Genomic DNA, 14,028 nt, shown 5'->3' with positions numbered 1-14,028 from the left:
TGTCAGCTGCTCATCGGTTCGGCTTTGTTTCATATCGGACGGCTTAAAAAGTCAAGCCAAAAATTGATATTTTCCATTGACTTCTGACAGGAGAACTTAAATGCTTGAAAAAATAACAGGAACTTTCAGCGGAATAATACGCACATTGAGCGGAAAATCCTCGATTACAGAAAAAAACATTGAGGAAACTGTAGAGCAGATAAAAATGGCTCTTCTTGAGGCGGATGTGAATTTGCGTGTTGTCCGCCGGTTTGTAAACAGCACAATCGAGGAAGCCAAGGGTGAAAAGGTTTTAAAGGCCGTAGACCCCGGACAGCAGTTTGTAAAAATTATTTACGACAAGCTCGCCGCAATGCTCGGTGACAAGAAAACCGATCTGTCGCTGAAAGGCCCTGACACGCAGTCTGTGATTCTTTTGCTTGGTCTTCAGGGTGCGGGAAAGACAACTGCGGCCCACAAGCTTGCGGCTCGGCTCAAAAAAGAAGGGCGGCGTCCTTTGCTTGTTGCCTGCGATTTGATTCGTCCTGCCGCAGTTGAGCAGCTTTGCGTTTTAGGCGAAAAAATCGGTGTTCCTGTTTACAAGGAAGACTCAAAGGATGCAGTGAAAGTTGCAGAGAATTCTATTATCTTTGCAAAGAAAAACGGACTTGATACAGTTATTGTTGATACTGCCGGACGGCTTCAGATTGACAGCGACATGATGGCGGAGCTTGTTTCAATAAAGAAAAAGCTTGTGGCGGTTGAAACTGTTCTTGTTGCGGATTCCATGACAGGACAGAATGCCGTTGACATTGCGAAAAGCTTTGACGAGCAGCTTGGACTGACGGGTGTCATCCTTACTAAATTTGACTCAGACGCGCGCGGCGGTGCTGCCCTTTCATTGAAGTCCGTTACCCAAAAGCCGATTTTGTTTATAGGCACCGGCGAAAAAACCGAAGACTTTGAGCCTTTCCACCCTGACAGAATTGCCAGCCGTATTCTTGGAATGGGCGATGTTGTTTCCCTTGTTGAAAAAGCCCAGGAAACCGTAGACCAGGAAGCCGCCGAAAAAATGCAGAGAAAAATGCAGCGCAACGAATTCACTCTGCAGGATATGCTTGAGCAGCTTGAGCAGGTTGAAAAAATGGGCAGCATGAAATCCCTGATTGATATGATTCCGGGGCTTTCAGGTCAGATAAGCGAAGAGCAGATTGACAAGGCTGGAATGAAGCATCAGAAGGCGATTATCCAAAGCATGACATTCAAGGAGCGGATGAACCATTTGATTATCGGGCCTTCACGCCGTAAAAGAATCGCAAAGGGCAGCGGAACGTCTGTCCAGGAAGTGAATAAGCTTATAAAGCAGTTTGAAAAAACAAAGCTCACAATGAAGAAGCTTGCCCGGAACCGCGGCGCGCAGGCAAAGCTTTTGCAGCAGATGGGAATGGGCGGAAATATGCAGCTCCCGGAAGGATTCAATCTGCCCAAGGGATTTAAATTCTAACAGAAAAGCCTGCTGAAACGCAGGCTTTTTGCTTTAGTGAACACTGTCTGGAATTTTTTTTCAGTTTACTTCAATCAGGGAAGCTGTCTTTCCGTCAGGAGTGTAGCATTTTGTCGGGTTTCCCGGATCAGGAAATGAATTTATTCCGCTGTAAAAGGCATATTCATATTTTCCCGGCGGCAGTGAAAGCTCAAACTGGTAGACCCCAGGGGAAACTTCATTCATCTGATAAATCCAGCTGTCCCAGTTTGTGAAGCTTCCGCCGATACGGATTTTCTGCCCGGTTTTTCCTGTGTAGACAAAGCGGACTTTCCCCGGGCTTATTTTTTCAGTTGTCTTGGGAATTTCCCTGTATGCATTGAAATGTGAAAGCGTGAGTTTTGTTTCCCTGCTGAAAACTGTGCTTGAGTTTAGCGGATCAAGTGTCCAAAGCCCGTCTACAATCAGGCGGTAGTTTATTTCAAGGATGTTTCTCGGAAGCTTCAGAATGTAAAAATAAAGGCTTCCGCTTTCTTTGTAGTCCATATCAGTGAATTTTTTTATCTTGAATGAATGGATTGTCTTAAAATCCTCAAAGTCAAAGGCAATTCCTATGTGGCGCGCATTGGTTTCCGAGGTGAAAATAGCATAGTCGCCGTTCAGGTATGGCGAGCCTGCCTTCTGGATTGTATTTGCAATTTCTGCATAGTCCAGCTCTTCGTCTGTAAGCATGGCTTTTGCTTCTGCCGCGTATAAAAATGCAGAGGTCAGAAAAAGAAAAGCGGAAAAAACAGCGAATTGAATTTTCTTCATATTTGAAATTTCGGAATTTAGTTTTCCAAAGTTGAGCCTTTTTTCGCATCCGGGCTTTGTTATCTTCAATTTTATGCCTTGGAAAATGAATTTTTTGAGCCGCCCTAAACTGAAAGGTTTTCTTTGCCGATACTAGGAATATTATTGGAAGCCTCGGAAAACTGAAGCTTTTTGAGATTCCCTTGACGCTGGATAGTCCATTTGACCGTTCAGTGTTGCTAGACTTGAAACCATGTCGCTTTGAGGAGTATAATTACTAACCATGCCAGGACTAAAGCAGCTGCAGCAGTTTTATTCGGATATTTTGAATCTCGGTGACGAAGTGAAAATCCGTGCTGCACGCGGAGAAAAACCAGTAACTGTAAAGATCCCCAAAGATGTCGCGGACATAGACGATTCTGAAGATTTTGCGAACGGTCTTCCGGCGCTTTCGGAGGAGGACCAGGCTCAGGCTGCTGCGGCTGAAGAAGAACGCAGACGCGAAGCCAATGATTTTTCCGACTTCTTGGACAACGGCGAGCAGGAAGCATCATCGGAGCCTTCATCTGCGCCAGAGGAAAATGTTCCCGACGTTTCCGACCTTTTGTCATCTTCCGCCAACATGGATTTGGATGACCTTGACCTGTCTGAATTTGAAACTGAAAAAGAGCCGGAGCCAGAACCTGAGCCTGAAAAAGTCAGCATTGAGGATATGGATCTGGAGTCGCTTCTGGCAATGAGTTCCGACACTGAAAATGAGCAGGAGCCTTACCAGGAAACTCCGGCTGATGAAATTTCTGAAAGCCAGAACCAGGATATTTTTGATACATCGTTTGATACACCGGCTGAAAATTCTATCCCGGCCTCCGAGCCTGACGGCACAGCATTCGACACTTCGCTTTTTGATATGCCTTCTGAGGACAGCTTGCCGCAGGAAGATTCTCTGCCGGATTTAGACACTGATTCCCTCCTGAAGTCGCTGGGCGGAATGGAGATTCCTTCCGAAACTGAAAATCCGCCCTTGCCCGAGGATTCTTCTGAGCCAGTTGCTCCGGACACCGCAGCGGAAAGCGCAGATGAAAATACAGAGGGCGGCGCGGAAGAAAGCACCGGCTTTAATTTGTCATCTGAGGACAGCATTGATTATTCCACCGATGACGAGGGAGAATCCCTGAACTTTCAGGATATTAAGTTTCCGGATTTTGACAGCCCTTCAGAGGAAGGTCCATCGCTCTCCGACATCCCTGACATTGACGTTTCCAGCGAGTTTTCGGACGACCAGAATGAAACCGCAGAGGAGCTTTTTTCCCCGGAAATGGATGTTCCCGAGGACGAGCCCATTGAAACGTTCGACACCAGCGATATAAATGACCTTGACTTTTCGAACCAGGAGGATACAGGCTTTGAGCTTGGCGGAATCGACTCGCTTGAGGGCGACGATGATTTCAATATTCCCGGTTTTTCCGACACAGAAACCGCTGATCTTTCAAAAAAGCCCGAGCCGGCTTCAGTGGCGACCGCGGAGGAAAATTCAGAACCTGAAGAAAAGCCAAAGAACACATTTACTGATTCAGAATACCGGCGTTTCCAGAAAAACCTTGCCGGCTATCCGCTGAACGTAAGAATTGCGCTTGAGGATTTTGTTGTAAAAAACGAATTCACTGACGACGCGATTTTTTCTGTGCTTGAAAAGGTTCTGAAAAAAGCCCCGGCCAGACAGGTTGCCAGCGAGCTTGAAAAGCTTCTTGACATTTCCCTTGAGGTTCCGCGTGACTTTGAGCGCCGCTCCGCAGCTGAATACGAGGCCTACAAAAAATCAATAGAATATCAGCTTAAAAACAGGATAATTCCGGGCGCGATTTTTACCGCCGCCGCCGCTATTCTTGTTTACTGCATTTTTACGCTTGCAAGCACTTTTATTTACAGACCGGCAATGGCAAGCAGACTTTATAAACAGGGATATGCCCTGCTTAAGGACAGCCAGTATCCGCAGTCTGAAAAAAAATTCGACAAGGCCCTTACGTACAAGCCTGTGAAAAAATGGTTTTTCCGCTATGCACAGGGCTACAGAGAGTGCCGGCAGTACGACCGCTCGCGCATGATGTACCGCGCAATTCTTCAGCGTTATAATCATGACAAGAAAGCCGGGCTTGAATGGGCCTCAATGGAAGCCTTTGACCTCAGCAACTACGAGGAAAGCGAGCGTATTTTAAAGCGCGAAGTTCTTGACTACCACATAAATGACTCCGAGGCGATGCTTGCTCTGGGAGACTTGTACCTTGAGTGGGCTTCGGACAGAGATGCGGAAAAATTTCCGCTGGCAAAGGAACAGTATGATCTGCTGATTCAGCTGTACGGAATGAACAATCTTTATCTTTCCCGGCAGATGCGCTACTTTATCCGCACAGATAATCTGCGCCAGGTGCTTATGTACAAGGAAGTGCTGACAGGAAAGAAAAATCTGATTTCGTCCAGGGATTTGATTGAGCTGAGCGGCTACATGCTTGACAAGCGCTATGGAAAGCTCCGTCCTTCGGAAGAAAACCTGAGATTCTCTATTGAAGATGTCAGAAAGCTCCTTGAAAGCGCGCTGAAGTCTGCCCCCAATAATTCAGTTGCCCTGTACAACATGGGGCGGTATTTTGTTGAAACAAAGAGCGGACATTCAGCTGTGAAACTGCTCGACGCTTCGATTTCCGCATTTGAGTCGCAGCCGGTTAGAAGCCGCCGTGACACATACAAGTATATAAACGCAATCAGGCTTCTGGGCGAAGAAAAACGCAATATGCGCGAGTATCTGACCGCGGAGGAGCTGTACGGAAAGGGCATTGAAGTCTTTGAGCGCGAGCATAATTCAAGCGGCTTTGAAAGCGATGAAAATGTCGGAAAACTTTACGCTGACCTGGCCGACCTTGACTACTTTATTTCCGGGGACAATGAGGCGGCTCTGAAAAACTACCAGAATGCCGTGGACAACAAGCATGACACTTCCTCTGTCCGCTATAGAATCGGCTATATCCAGTACCAGAATAAAAATTTCCCGTCCGCTCTCGGCTCGTTTATAAAAAGCCAGGACACAAATGAAAACGACACGCATCTTCTGCTTGCCCTTGCGAACACTCTGTGCATGAACGGCGACAATTACATTGCGCGCGGATATTACGAAAAGCTTCTTTCTGTGATTGACGTTGAGCGCGGAAAATACGGCATAATCCTTCCGCAGATAAGGGACGACCATGCCGACATAGTTGATGTGTACATGAAGGCTTCAAACAACCTTGGGGTTGCGCTTGCAAGAATCGCATCTGCCACAGGCGACAGCGCGCTGAATGCAAGCTCTGTTGTATGCCTTCAGGAAAGCCTCCGTGCATGGGATGCAATGACACGAAACCAGACAACAATGATAAGGCTTGACGGTTCAAATCTTGCGGAGCAGAATATAAAGTACATAACCCATCCTGTTCCGGGATTCGAGCCTGAAATCTATACGGAAATTCCCCGTCTTTTGAACGGCGAGGAGGTATTGAACTGATTATGACACCTCTTTTTTCCAGAAAATACAGCGGAATAATCTCACGGCAGAAGCTGATTGGAATTCTCAAAGAGGTATTCAGAAAATCGATTCATCTGTGCAGCGCATTTGTTCCGTGCTTTCTGTGGGCGGCGCATTTTCCGACCCTTTTATGCCTTTCTGCGCTGGTTGTTTTTTATTCAGTTGCGGAGATTGTCAGGCTGAACGGAAAAGAAGTGTTTTTGATTTCCGCGGTGACCGAAGCCGCCGCCCGAAAGCGTGATGAGAATAAATTTGTCCTCGGTCCTGTGACCCTGGTGCTGGGGATTATTTCCAGCGCGCTGCTGTGGGAAAAGCTCCCTGCCGCCATTGGAATTTACGCGCTTGCGTTCGGCGACGGTCTTGCAAGTCTTTCCGGGAAGCTTTTCGGAAGGGTTCATATTCCGTTCACGGAGGGAAAAACCGTGGCTGGAAGCCTTACCTGTTTTGCCGCGATTTTTATTTCATGCTATGCGGCCTGTTTTTTTATGATTCCTCAGCATGCCGGCATAACGATGGTTGCTCTGATTGTAGCCGCCGCCGGAATGTTCATAGAGCTTCTTCCTCTGAAGGATTTTGACAATCTTCTGATTCCAATTCTGCTCGGCGGACTAAGCCAGTATCTGCTCTGCAATCTATAAGGTTCCGCCTTGCACTCTGCGTTCTGACATCCCCTCTCCGCCGTGCAAGTGCCCATGTCATGCCGTACGCAGTGCCCACGTCATGCTGAACTCGTTTCAGCATCTGCATTGGGCAGAACACAGATTCCGAAACAAGTTCGGAATGACAGTTCCCTTGTTGCAGGGCGGACAGAAGCAGAAAGCAAAAGCTTCCTGCTCTCTATGCTTGCCGTCTAGTTAAAAGCCCGAACACTACACACGGAATTGTAGCAGTGGTACTTGGAGTTGGATTCAACATTGCCATTGGCGAAATGCAGATTGCATGCGACAGCAATGTCGGAAGAGTACTGACAACAAGACCAGTACCAATCCGTGCCAAACTGGGAACCGCCGGCTCTCTCAAGGCTTGCATCTATCGTATCTTTACTCTCATAAATAGTCTTTAATTCTTCAACTGCCGGCAAGTACCAGCCTGTTGCAAGGGAGCCTGTCAGACTGTTTACAGTGCCGTAGGTGTTGCAGAAATTCCAGGCAGGATATTTTGATGAATCTGCCGTATCATCGTCTTTTCCTGCTGTTTTCAAGGCTTCTTTTAATATTGACCAGCCGTCGCTTCCGTCAGTGCAGTTATCCTCCTGCAAGCCAGTTATGTTTACCTCATACGCATTTGCATCCTTTGTGCACCATGCAAGTTGCTTATGCTTTATTCCTACGCCAAGTGCAGGTGTTTCTCCGTTTTTTGCACGCACGATTACAGCGGCGGCTGTCATGTCGGCGGTAAAGTTTTCAGGTTTTACAAAAGTTCCGTCTGACAGAACTATGTCGCCTACTGCGGCTTTTGAGAAGTCTGATAAAGCAGATGATGTTTCGTCATCCGAAGAGTCCGAGCATCCTGCAAATGCCAGAGCAATCGCCGCAAGCACGGCAAGCCATTTGAATTTCTTCATCGTTTTACTCCTATATTTGATGAATTTTATTTTCCACGGCGTGAAACTGTTTCGTTCACGCGCGAGATTTCCATTTCCGCCTTTGCGGCAAAGTCGCCGTAAAGCGAGCTGTTCGCCATTGTCATTGCCGCGATGTACGGAACGAGCCTGTCGTTAATGGCAGAAACAAGCGGCTTTTTGAGCGAGGAGGCGCTTTCTGTCTTTACGCTTGATGCCGCCGTGTACTCGTCGCTTGCCTTGGCAAACGCATCCTGTGCCGTGCGTATCTGCCCCAAAATTTCCGCCACGCCCTCAAGAGCCTTTGCGCTTTCCTGTGCCTCGCTTTTCCCGAAGTCCTCAAGCAGGCTTTCTATGAGCGAGGACTCGCTTGCGTAGTTTGCCTGTGTGATTGACTTTCCGTACTTTGCAAAAACCGCGCGCAGTTTTTCCGCCGCCTCTTTTTTTGATGCAATCGGAATCGCCGCATAGCCGTCAAGCAGTGTGCCCAGGCTTTTTACCGCCTCGTCACGGACACTGTCCGCCTCCTCAAGCGTGCTCAAGACCTTGTCCTGCCTGATTGCACTCGTAAGCTGTGCGGAAAGTGTTTCAACCTCCGCCATAACAGCCTTGAGGAACGCATCCTCCGCAATCCCTGTGTCAGCCCTGTAAAGCCTGACCAGCGCATCACTCAATGCGTCAACTTCAGTAACGCGCGCCTTAGTAAGAACTTTTTTCAAAATTCCCTCCTGTAAAAAAAATTATTCAAACCCGCCTTTCCAGCGGAACATCCTAAACCCCGCCATGCAGACTTCCAAAACACCGTCATGCGGCAAAAAACCCTGTCATGCAAGTGCTTGAAAACCCTGTCATGCTGAACTCGTTTCAGCATCTGCATTGGGGCAAAACATAGATTCCGAAACAAGTTCGGAATGACAGTTCCCTGAAACACTGTCGTGCAAGTGCCCACGTCATGCTGAACTCGTTTCAGCATCTGCATTGGACAGAACATAGATTCCGAAACAAGTTCGGAATGACAGTGTAAAACCCAGCATGACAGCCCCCCTAAGACATGCAGTGCAAGTGCCCATGTCATGCTGAACTCGTTTCAGCATCTATGCTGTACCGCACATCCACCCCTCGGCAGACCGCCGAACACTCCTTTTTTGCTGGGGAGCCTTCGGCACGTTGCCGAACACTCCTTTTACGTTGGGGAGCCTTCGGCACGCCGCCGAGCCTTCCTTTTCCGCTGGGGAGCCTTCGGCACGCTGCCGAGCCTTCCTTTTGCGTTGGGCGGCTTTCGGCACGTTGCCGAGCACTTCAAAAATTCGTTTAAACGCAAAAAGGACGCACCCTTGCAGTTCCTAAAACCGCAGGAGTGCGCCCTTTTTATGTATGTGAATAAAAAATGTGCTTTCTTTTGAATTTACAGGAGAGCCATTCCCCCCCCCGTCAGAATTCCGACATTCAGAATATCAGAACAAAACAATATCTCTTTTTCCATAAACATACTCCGATTTTACCATAGCTTTTTGGTTTTGCAAATATAAATATTCCTGACAGCATTTCCTAAAAACCAGCACCATTCCGAATTTACCCTACACCGTCATCCTGAATTTACACTGTACTGTCATTCCGAACTTGTTTCGGAATCTATGTGCGGCCCCAGCACAGATGCTGAAACGAGTTCAGCATGACGTAGGCACTGTGCACGGCATGACGGTGTTTTTTGCTCCATGACGGTGGTTTAGGGGACTGTCATTCTGGGTTTTACACTGTCATTCCGATTTCCCCTGTACTGTCATTCCGAACTTGTTTCGGAATCCATGCCCTGTCCCAGCATGACATAGACTTTTTTTTGGAGGGGTTTTATCTGGGATAATGAAATTTGCAGTGCTTTTTTTCTTTTTTAGTGGAAAAAAAACAGAAAATCTGCGATAATTCGAATTTGAAATGCTGCTATTGAATGAAAACTTATTACAGGCAGCTGAATTTTAAAATCCTGAAAATGCATTTAAGGAGGATTATATGCTTGTAAAATGTAGAAAGCTGGAATCCATGCTTTTTATTTTTACTTTTGCGTGTTTGTTTGGAGGACTTGCATTCGCAAAGCCTAAATCAGAGCTTGTAAAGCAAGAGCCTGGTTTTTACTATGGATTTGGAGAAGGCTCTACAAAGGAAGAGGCTGAATTTGCCGCAAAAAAGGATTTGATTGAAAATGCCTTGACCGCCACGCTTCGCCAGTCTGTTCCGTCCGCTTCTCAGATTACACTGCACAATGATGCTGTAAAAGAGCGCCTTGAAAAAATCAAGCCTTTCAATCAAAGCAAGGATGGTCTGACAGTTGCCTATAGAATGAAGGTTGAGGACTGGGACAAGGATGAGGCTCTTTACGCGGAAAAGCTGCGCAAGACTCTGGAAGCCAATTATCAGAAGCTTGCCACAAAAGGCGACCCCGCGGCAAGAATTGCATCTGCCCTGGAAATAATGCAGGCTCTTAAAAAACGCGGCGAAACAGAGGTTCTTGCCCTTCAGAACGGCGGAGCTGACCTTTATGCCCGCAAGGTTGAAAGCATCTGCGCTTCCATTGTGGACGACCTGAGCATTTCAATCTCGGCCGCGGACGGAATTATTGCCCCTGCCGCTGAAATTTCTGTAAGCGTAACGGACAAAAGCGGCAAGCCTGTTTCAGGTCTTTCCTTGAAGGCTGTCTGGGGAAATTCGTACATGCCGATTTATTCAGAGGCTGACGAGGTTGAAGAAATTTCCGCTGTCCTGAAAACAGACAAGTCAGGCTCTGCTTCTATAAAATGCCCTGAGCTTGAAGAGTACAGCAACAAGCTTATCTGCTTTACTGTTTCTACTGCACTGGGACAGGATTATACAACCAAGGCAATGAAAAAGATTGACGTAGAGTCTTCAGTTGATGCGCACTATTTCTGCGTGGAAGATATTAACGAAGCTTTTAAGACTGTGGAAGTTGCAGGCGGTGAATTCGAAGCCGGAGCTGTGCCGCAGGACAAAAGGGCAAGCCAGAGGGAAGTTGTCCGCAAGGTGGAGATTGCTCCTTTTGCAATGAGCGTTACTCCTGTTACAAACCTTCAGTATGCTGCGTATCTTTATCTGACCCGCTCAGAGTCTTATCCTGAATATTTTGACAACACAGACTACAATAATGTAAAGCAGCCTGTAATCGCCGTGAGCTATGAGGATGCAGAGTCCTATGCAAACTGGCTTTCTGAGCTGACAGGAGAAGTTTACAGACTTCCTAGTGACGATGAATGGGAATGTGCCGCACGCGCCGGAGCAGCTGTGATTTATCCATGGGGCGATGAGGAGCCTTCAAAGTCAAAGATTGCAAACTGCAAGGGCAACGGCAAATTCAAAGGCCCGTCGCCTGTTGGGGAATTCCCGGAAAGCACAAACAGCCTTGGCCTTGTTGATATGTCAGGAAATGTCTGGGAGTGGACTACTTCGCTCCGCAATATTGAAGGCGAATCAGAGGACAGGACTGTAAAAGGCGGTTCATGGATGGACGGCCCGCTTGATCTTAGAATTTCAAATTATAAAAATATCAATTCTGCAAACACATCTTCGGATGTTGGATTCCGTTTGATTAAGGAGATTAAACAATGAAAAAATTACAGTTTTTAGCATTGTCCGCTGCGGCTGCATTGCTTATGTCTTGTGTTTCAAACAGTGGTTCCGGCGTGGATCCTGCTATCACAAAGGGTGTCAATGCATGGAATACAAAAGAGCCGGCCGCGGCCGAAGCATACTGGGTTGAAATTCAGGATGCCGAGCAGCAGAAAAAGTATTTGAATTATATCAAGCTGTTCGAGGACGGAAACACAGCTCTTGAAAACACAGACAACATAAAGGCTTCAAACGAGCCGAAGCTTCTTTCTGCCTGCAATACTGCGCTTACAAAGTTTGAGGGTATCGATGCTTCATTGAAGCTGCCTGCCGATGTTTCAGAAAAGGGTGGAAATCTTTCAGCTGTCCGCGTTGACAAGCTTATCGGAGCCGGAAAGGTTTCGGAAGCCGCAAAGCTTCACAAGCGCGCCTCCAAGGTTTACGAAGGCAACGCCGCATTGGATGCGATTGCAAATCAGGTTACAGCAGCCAATACAATTAATTCAAAGATTGTTTCTCTCTTTGCCCAGGCGGAAAAAGCTGGACAGATTGAGGATTTTGATGAGAAAATCACAGCTTACGATGCAGTTCTTGCAAAGTGCTCAACTGTGGAATCAGAGGCAAATTCGCTTGTAAAGAGCACAGGCGCTGCCGCAAATTCCGGGCTTGCGACTTATGCAAAGAGCATTAAAAAAGTTCGCCAGGATATTTCTGTTCAGCATGAGGCTGCTTTCCGCGAGAAGGTCTATGACTTCAAGGATCGCATCGGAGCTGAATTTGCACGTCAGCCGGAAGGCCCTGGTTCTGGAAAGAACGGAAGCTATACTCTTGATGAAATCCATGACCACTATGTTTCAGTTTCAACCAACATGGATACGATTTACAGCGAGCTGCTGCTTTTCGCCGAAAAGTACAACAAGAGCATTTCACAGGACATAATCGACGATGTAAAGGTTCAGAAAGATGACCTCAATGCAAAGATTGCCCAGGTTAACCGGGAAATTGCAAACAAGAAGGAAATCGAGAGCCGCGGTAAAACTGTAATGCCGCTCATGATTGGTCTTTTCAATCCGGCTCCTGGCTCAACAAAGGAAAGCCAGAAGTCACGTCCTGCAAAATTCAGTGCAAAAGGCCAGAAAAACAGCGAATACTGGTGGGGAATGGTTTCTATTCCTAAGGGCCAGATGAACGACCTTGTAATCACACTCAAGGACAACAGGACTGTAAGAGTTTTCAATGAAAACACAAAGAGCGGAAAACTCATCGAAAAGAACAATATTCAGGATCTTGTAAGCCGCTCTTCCCGTGTAGGAAACTCTTGGCCTGTATTGAACGCAGGAAGCCAGCTTAAAGGTTCAAATTACTTCTTTGAAATTCAGAAAGGAAAAACAGACAGCTATTCTGGTGAAGTAGTTGTCTACACTTCATTTATTGTAAGGAATCGTTAGTTATGAAGAATAAAAAAAGCTTAATTGCCGTTATTGTAGTTGCAGCTCTTGTGGCTGCTTCTGTAGTAGGTGTTATAATCTGGAAATCCCAGCCTAAGGGAATGGTTGTTGCCGTTTCCACACTGCCTGACTCATTGAACCCTGTTCTTGAGCAGAATACTTCAGCCTTGAATGCTGATGAATTGATTTTTGACGGTCTTACAAATTTTGAAGTTGATGAAGTAAGCGGGGTGCTTTATACAGAGCTTGCCCTTGCTGAAAGCATTGAGCAGAATCAGAAGGACAAAAAGACTTATACAGTAACTCTGCGCGATGTGAACTGGCATGATGACACTCCTGTCATTGCAGATGATGTTGTGTATTCTTTCAATGCCTATACACTTGAAGAAAACAATTCTCCAAAGCGTGATTATCTTCTTTCTTTTATCAGCAGCGTAAAGGCTATCGATGACAAGACTGTAGAAATCGTTTTCAAGAATCCAATGCCGGAATTCCGCGCATATCCTGTGCTTACATTCAAGATTATTCCTTCAACATACCAGGGACAGGAAATGGACGTAAATATGCGCAATGGCGAGCTTGAAAGAAAGTTTGCTACTGCTCCAATAGGAACAGGTCCGTTTAAGCTGGAAAGCTGGGAAATTGGAAAATGGCTGACATTCAAGGGAAACGGACTTTATTTTAAAACTGTTCCACAGGCAGACTCACTTGTAATAAAAAGAGTTATCGACCCTATCGTTCGCATGAATGAACTTCGCAAAGGCCGCATTAACGTTATTCTTGAAACAAATCCGATGGATCGCGCTGCCGTGTCAAAAATTCCAAAGGTTGACATCAACTCTTATATGCCTTATGCGTTCTATGATGTTGCAATCAACACTGAGCTTTTCCCTAAGGCAGAAGGCCGCCAGGCAATGGCAATGGCTCTCAACAAGGCTCAGCTTGTTCCAGGAATCACAGACCGCAACAATGGTGTGATTTTGAATTACGGTCCGTTCCCTTCAAATATGTTCCAGGTAAACATTTCTGAATACGTAAATGAACCGCTGCCTGATGTTCTTCCGTTTGACATCAAACAGGCAAAGGCACTTGCTAAAAAGGGAAATATTTCCGGTCAGAATGCAATCCTTATTTACCCTGACTCAATGGGTGATTTTGGAAAGCAGATGGCAGAAGGCATTGCTTCCCAGCTTGCAGAAATCGGCCTGAATGTTGAAGTAAAACGTACTGGTGACCAGGTATTCAAGCGCATGGTTTATAAGGAAAAATCTTATGAGCTTGCACTTATGTATCACGAAGGCTTTGACAACGTATATTCGACTATCGGCAATATGTACCGCACAAATGGCGAAGAAAACATTACAGGCATTTCTGACAAGACACTTAACACTTTGCTTGACAAGTGGGAAAAGGAAGTTGAAACAGAAAAATGGGTTGACCTTACACTCAAGCTCAACCAGAGAGTCTGCGAGCTTTCTCCATACCTGTATTTGTGCTCATTGCAGAAAGACGTTTATTCCCGCGGTTTGTCTAATGTATTGATTGCTACAGACAATCCGTTCCTTTCTGTTGAAGAATGGAAATTTAAGGAGTAACA

Annotated in this window: 9 protein-coding genes; 6 read left to right on the top strand and 3 right to left on the bottom strand. The window is 46.4% G+C overall.

Annotated features, from left to right (window positions below; translation table 11 throughout):
• Positions 1-100 precede the first annotated feature (100 nt).
• On the top strand, positions 101-1,483 hold the full coding sequence (gene ffh, locus ACI4L0_RS03605) for a signal recognition particle protein (protein ID WP_439798803.1): 1,383 nt from the start codon (positions 101-103) through the stop codon (positions 1,481-1,483).
• Between the two features lie 60 nt (positions 1,484-1,543).
• Here the strand turns inward: ffh and ACI4L0_RS03600 are convergent, their stop codons facing one another.
• Positions 1,544-2,275 carry a glycogen-binding domain-containing protein gene (locus ACI4L0_RS03600; RefSeq protein WP_439798802.1) on the bottom strand — a complete coding sequence of 244 codons (732 nt, stop codon included), beginning with the start codon at positions 2,273-2,275 and terminating at the stop codon, positions 1,544-1,546.
• Positions 2,276-2,537: 262 nt separating this feature from the next.
• Between ACI4L0_RS03600 and flcA the strand changes: the two genes are divergently transcribed.
• Complete coding sequence (gene flcA / locus ACI4L0_RS03595; protein ID WP_439798801.1) at positions 2,538-5,786, top strand: periplasmic flagellar collar protein FlcA; 3,249 nt, start codon at positions 2,538-2,540, stop codon at positions 5,784-5,786.
• 2 nt (positions 5,787-5,788) lie between these two features.
• Positions 5,789-6,445 carry a diacylglycerol/polyprenol kinase family protein gene (locus ACI4L0_RS03590; RefSeq protein WP_439798800.1) on the top strand — a complete coding sequence of 219 codons (657 nt, stop codon included), beginning with the start codon at positions 5,789-5,791 and terminating at the stop codon, positions 6,443-6,445.
• Positions 6,446-6,657: 212 nt separating this feature from the next.
• Here the strand turns inward: ACI4L0_RS03590 and ACI4L0_RS03585 are convergent, their stop codons facing one another.
• Both ACI4L0_RS03585 and ACI4L0_RS03580 read right to left on the bottom strand, forming a co-directional pair.
• Positions 6,658-7,371, bottom strand: coding sequence for a hypothetical protein (locus ACI4L0_RS03585; protein WP_439798799.1), 714 nt, complete (start codon positions 7,369-7,371; stop codon positions 6,658-6,660).
• 26 nt (positions 7,372-7,397) lie between these two features.
• Positions 7,398-8,087: a DUF6261 family protein gene (locus ACI4L0_RS03580; RefSeq protein WP_439798798.1), complete on the bottom strand. Its 690-nt coding sequence runs from the start codon at positions 8,085-8,087 to the stop codon at positions 7,398-7,400.
• Between the two features lie 1,288 nt (positions 8,088-9,375).
• Between ACI4L0_RS03580 and ACI4L0_RS03575 the strand changes: the two genes are divergently transcribed.
• The 3 genes from ACI4L0_RS03575 to ACI4L0_RS03565 are packed head-to-tail and all read left to right on the top strand — an operon-like array spanning position 9,376 to position 14,026.
• Positions 9,376-10,983, top strand: a complete 1,608-nt coding sequence (locus ACI4L0_RS03575; RefSeq protein ID WP_439798797.1) for a formylglycine-generating enzyme family protein — start codon at positions 9,376-9,378, stop codon at positions 10,981-10,983.
• Entirely contained in the window at positions 10,980-12,431 is a 1,452-nt protein-coding gene (locus ACI4L0_RS03570; RefSeq protein WP_439798796.1) for a hypothetical protein, read from the top strand. The genes ACI4L0_RS03575 and ACI4L0_RS03570 overlap by 4 nt, the downstream gene beginning before the upstream one ends.
• A 2-nt stretch (positions 12,432-12,433) precedes the next feature.
• Complete coding sequence (locus ACI4L0_RS03565; RefSeq protein ID WP_439798795.1) at positions 12,434-14,026, top strand: ABC transporter substrate-binding protein; 1,593 nt, start codon at positions 12,434-12,436, stop codon at positions 14,024-14,026.
• The last annotated feature ends 2 nt before the right edge of the window (positions 14,027-14,028 follow it).

The organism is Treponema sp. (assembly GCF_051883275.1).
In the GTDB taxonomy this organism is placed as follows: domain Bacteria; phylum Spirochaetota; class Spirochaetia; order Treponematales; family Treponemataceae; genus Treponema_D.
This window is presented reverse-complemented; position numbering and strand designations above follow the sequence as displayed.

Excerpts from the sequence above, each read along its gene's own strand:
- ffh (WP_439798803.1), top strand. The coding sequence starts at position 101 with ATGCTTGAAAAAATAACAGGAACTTTCAGCGGAATAATACGCACATTG.
- ACI4L0_RS03565 (WP_439798795.1), top strand. The coding sequence starts at position 12,434 with ATGAAGAATAAAAAAAGCTTAATTGCCGTTATTGTAGTTGCAGCTCTT.
- ACI4L0_RS03575 (WP_439798797.1), top strand. The coding sequence starts at position 9,376 with ATGCTTGTAAAATGTAGAAAGCTGGAATCCATGCTTTTTATTTTTACT.
- ACI4L0_RS03570 (WP_439798796.1), top strand. The coding sequence starts at position 10,980 with ATGAAAAAATTACAGTTTTTAGCATTGTCCGCTGCGGCTGCATTGCTT.
- flcA (WP_439798801.1), top strand. The coding sequence starts at position 2,538 with ATGCCAGGACTAAAGCAGCTGCAGCAGTTTTATTCGGATATTTTGAAT.
- ACI4L0_RS03590 (WP_439798800.1), top strand. The coding sequence starts at position 5,789 with ATGACACCTCTTTTTTCCAGAAAATACAGCGGAATAATCTCACGGCAG.
- ACI4L0_RS03600 (WP_439798802.1), bottom strand. The coding sequence starts at position 2,275 with ATGAAGAAAATTCAATTCGCTGTTTTTTCCGCTTTTCTTTTTCTGACC.
- ACI4L0_RS03585 (WP_439798799.1), bottom strand. The coding sequence starts at position 7,371 with ATGAAGAAATTCAAATGGCTTGCCGTGCTTGCGGCGATTGCTCTGGCA.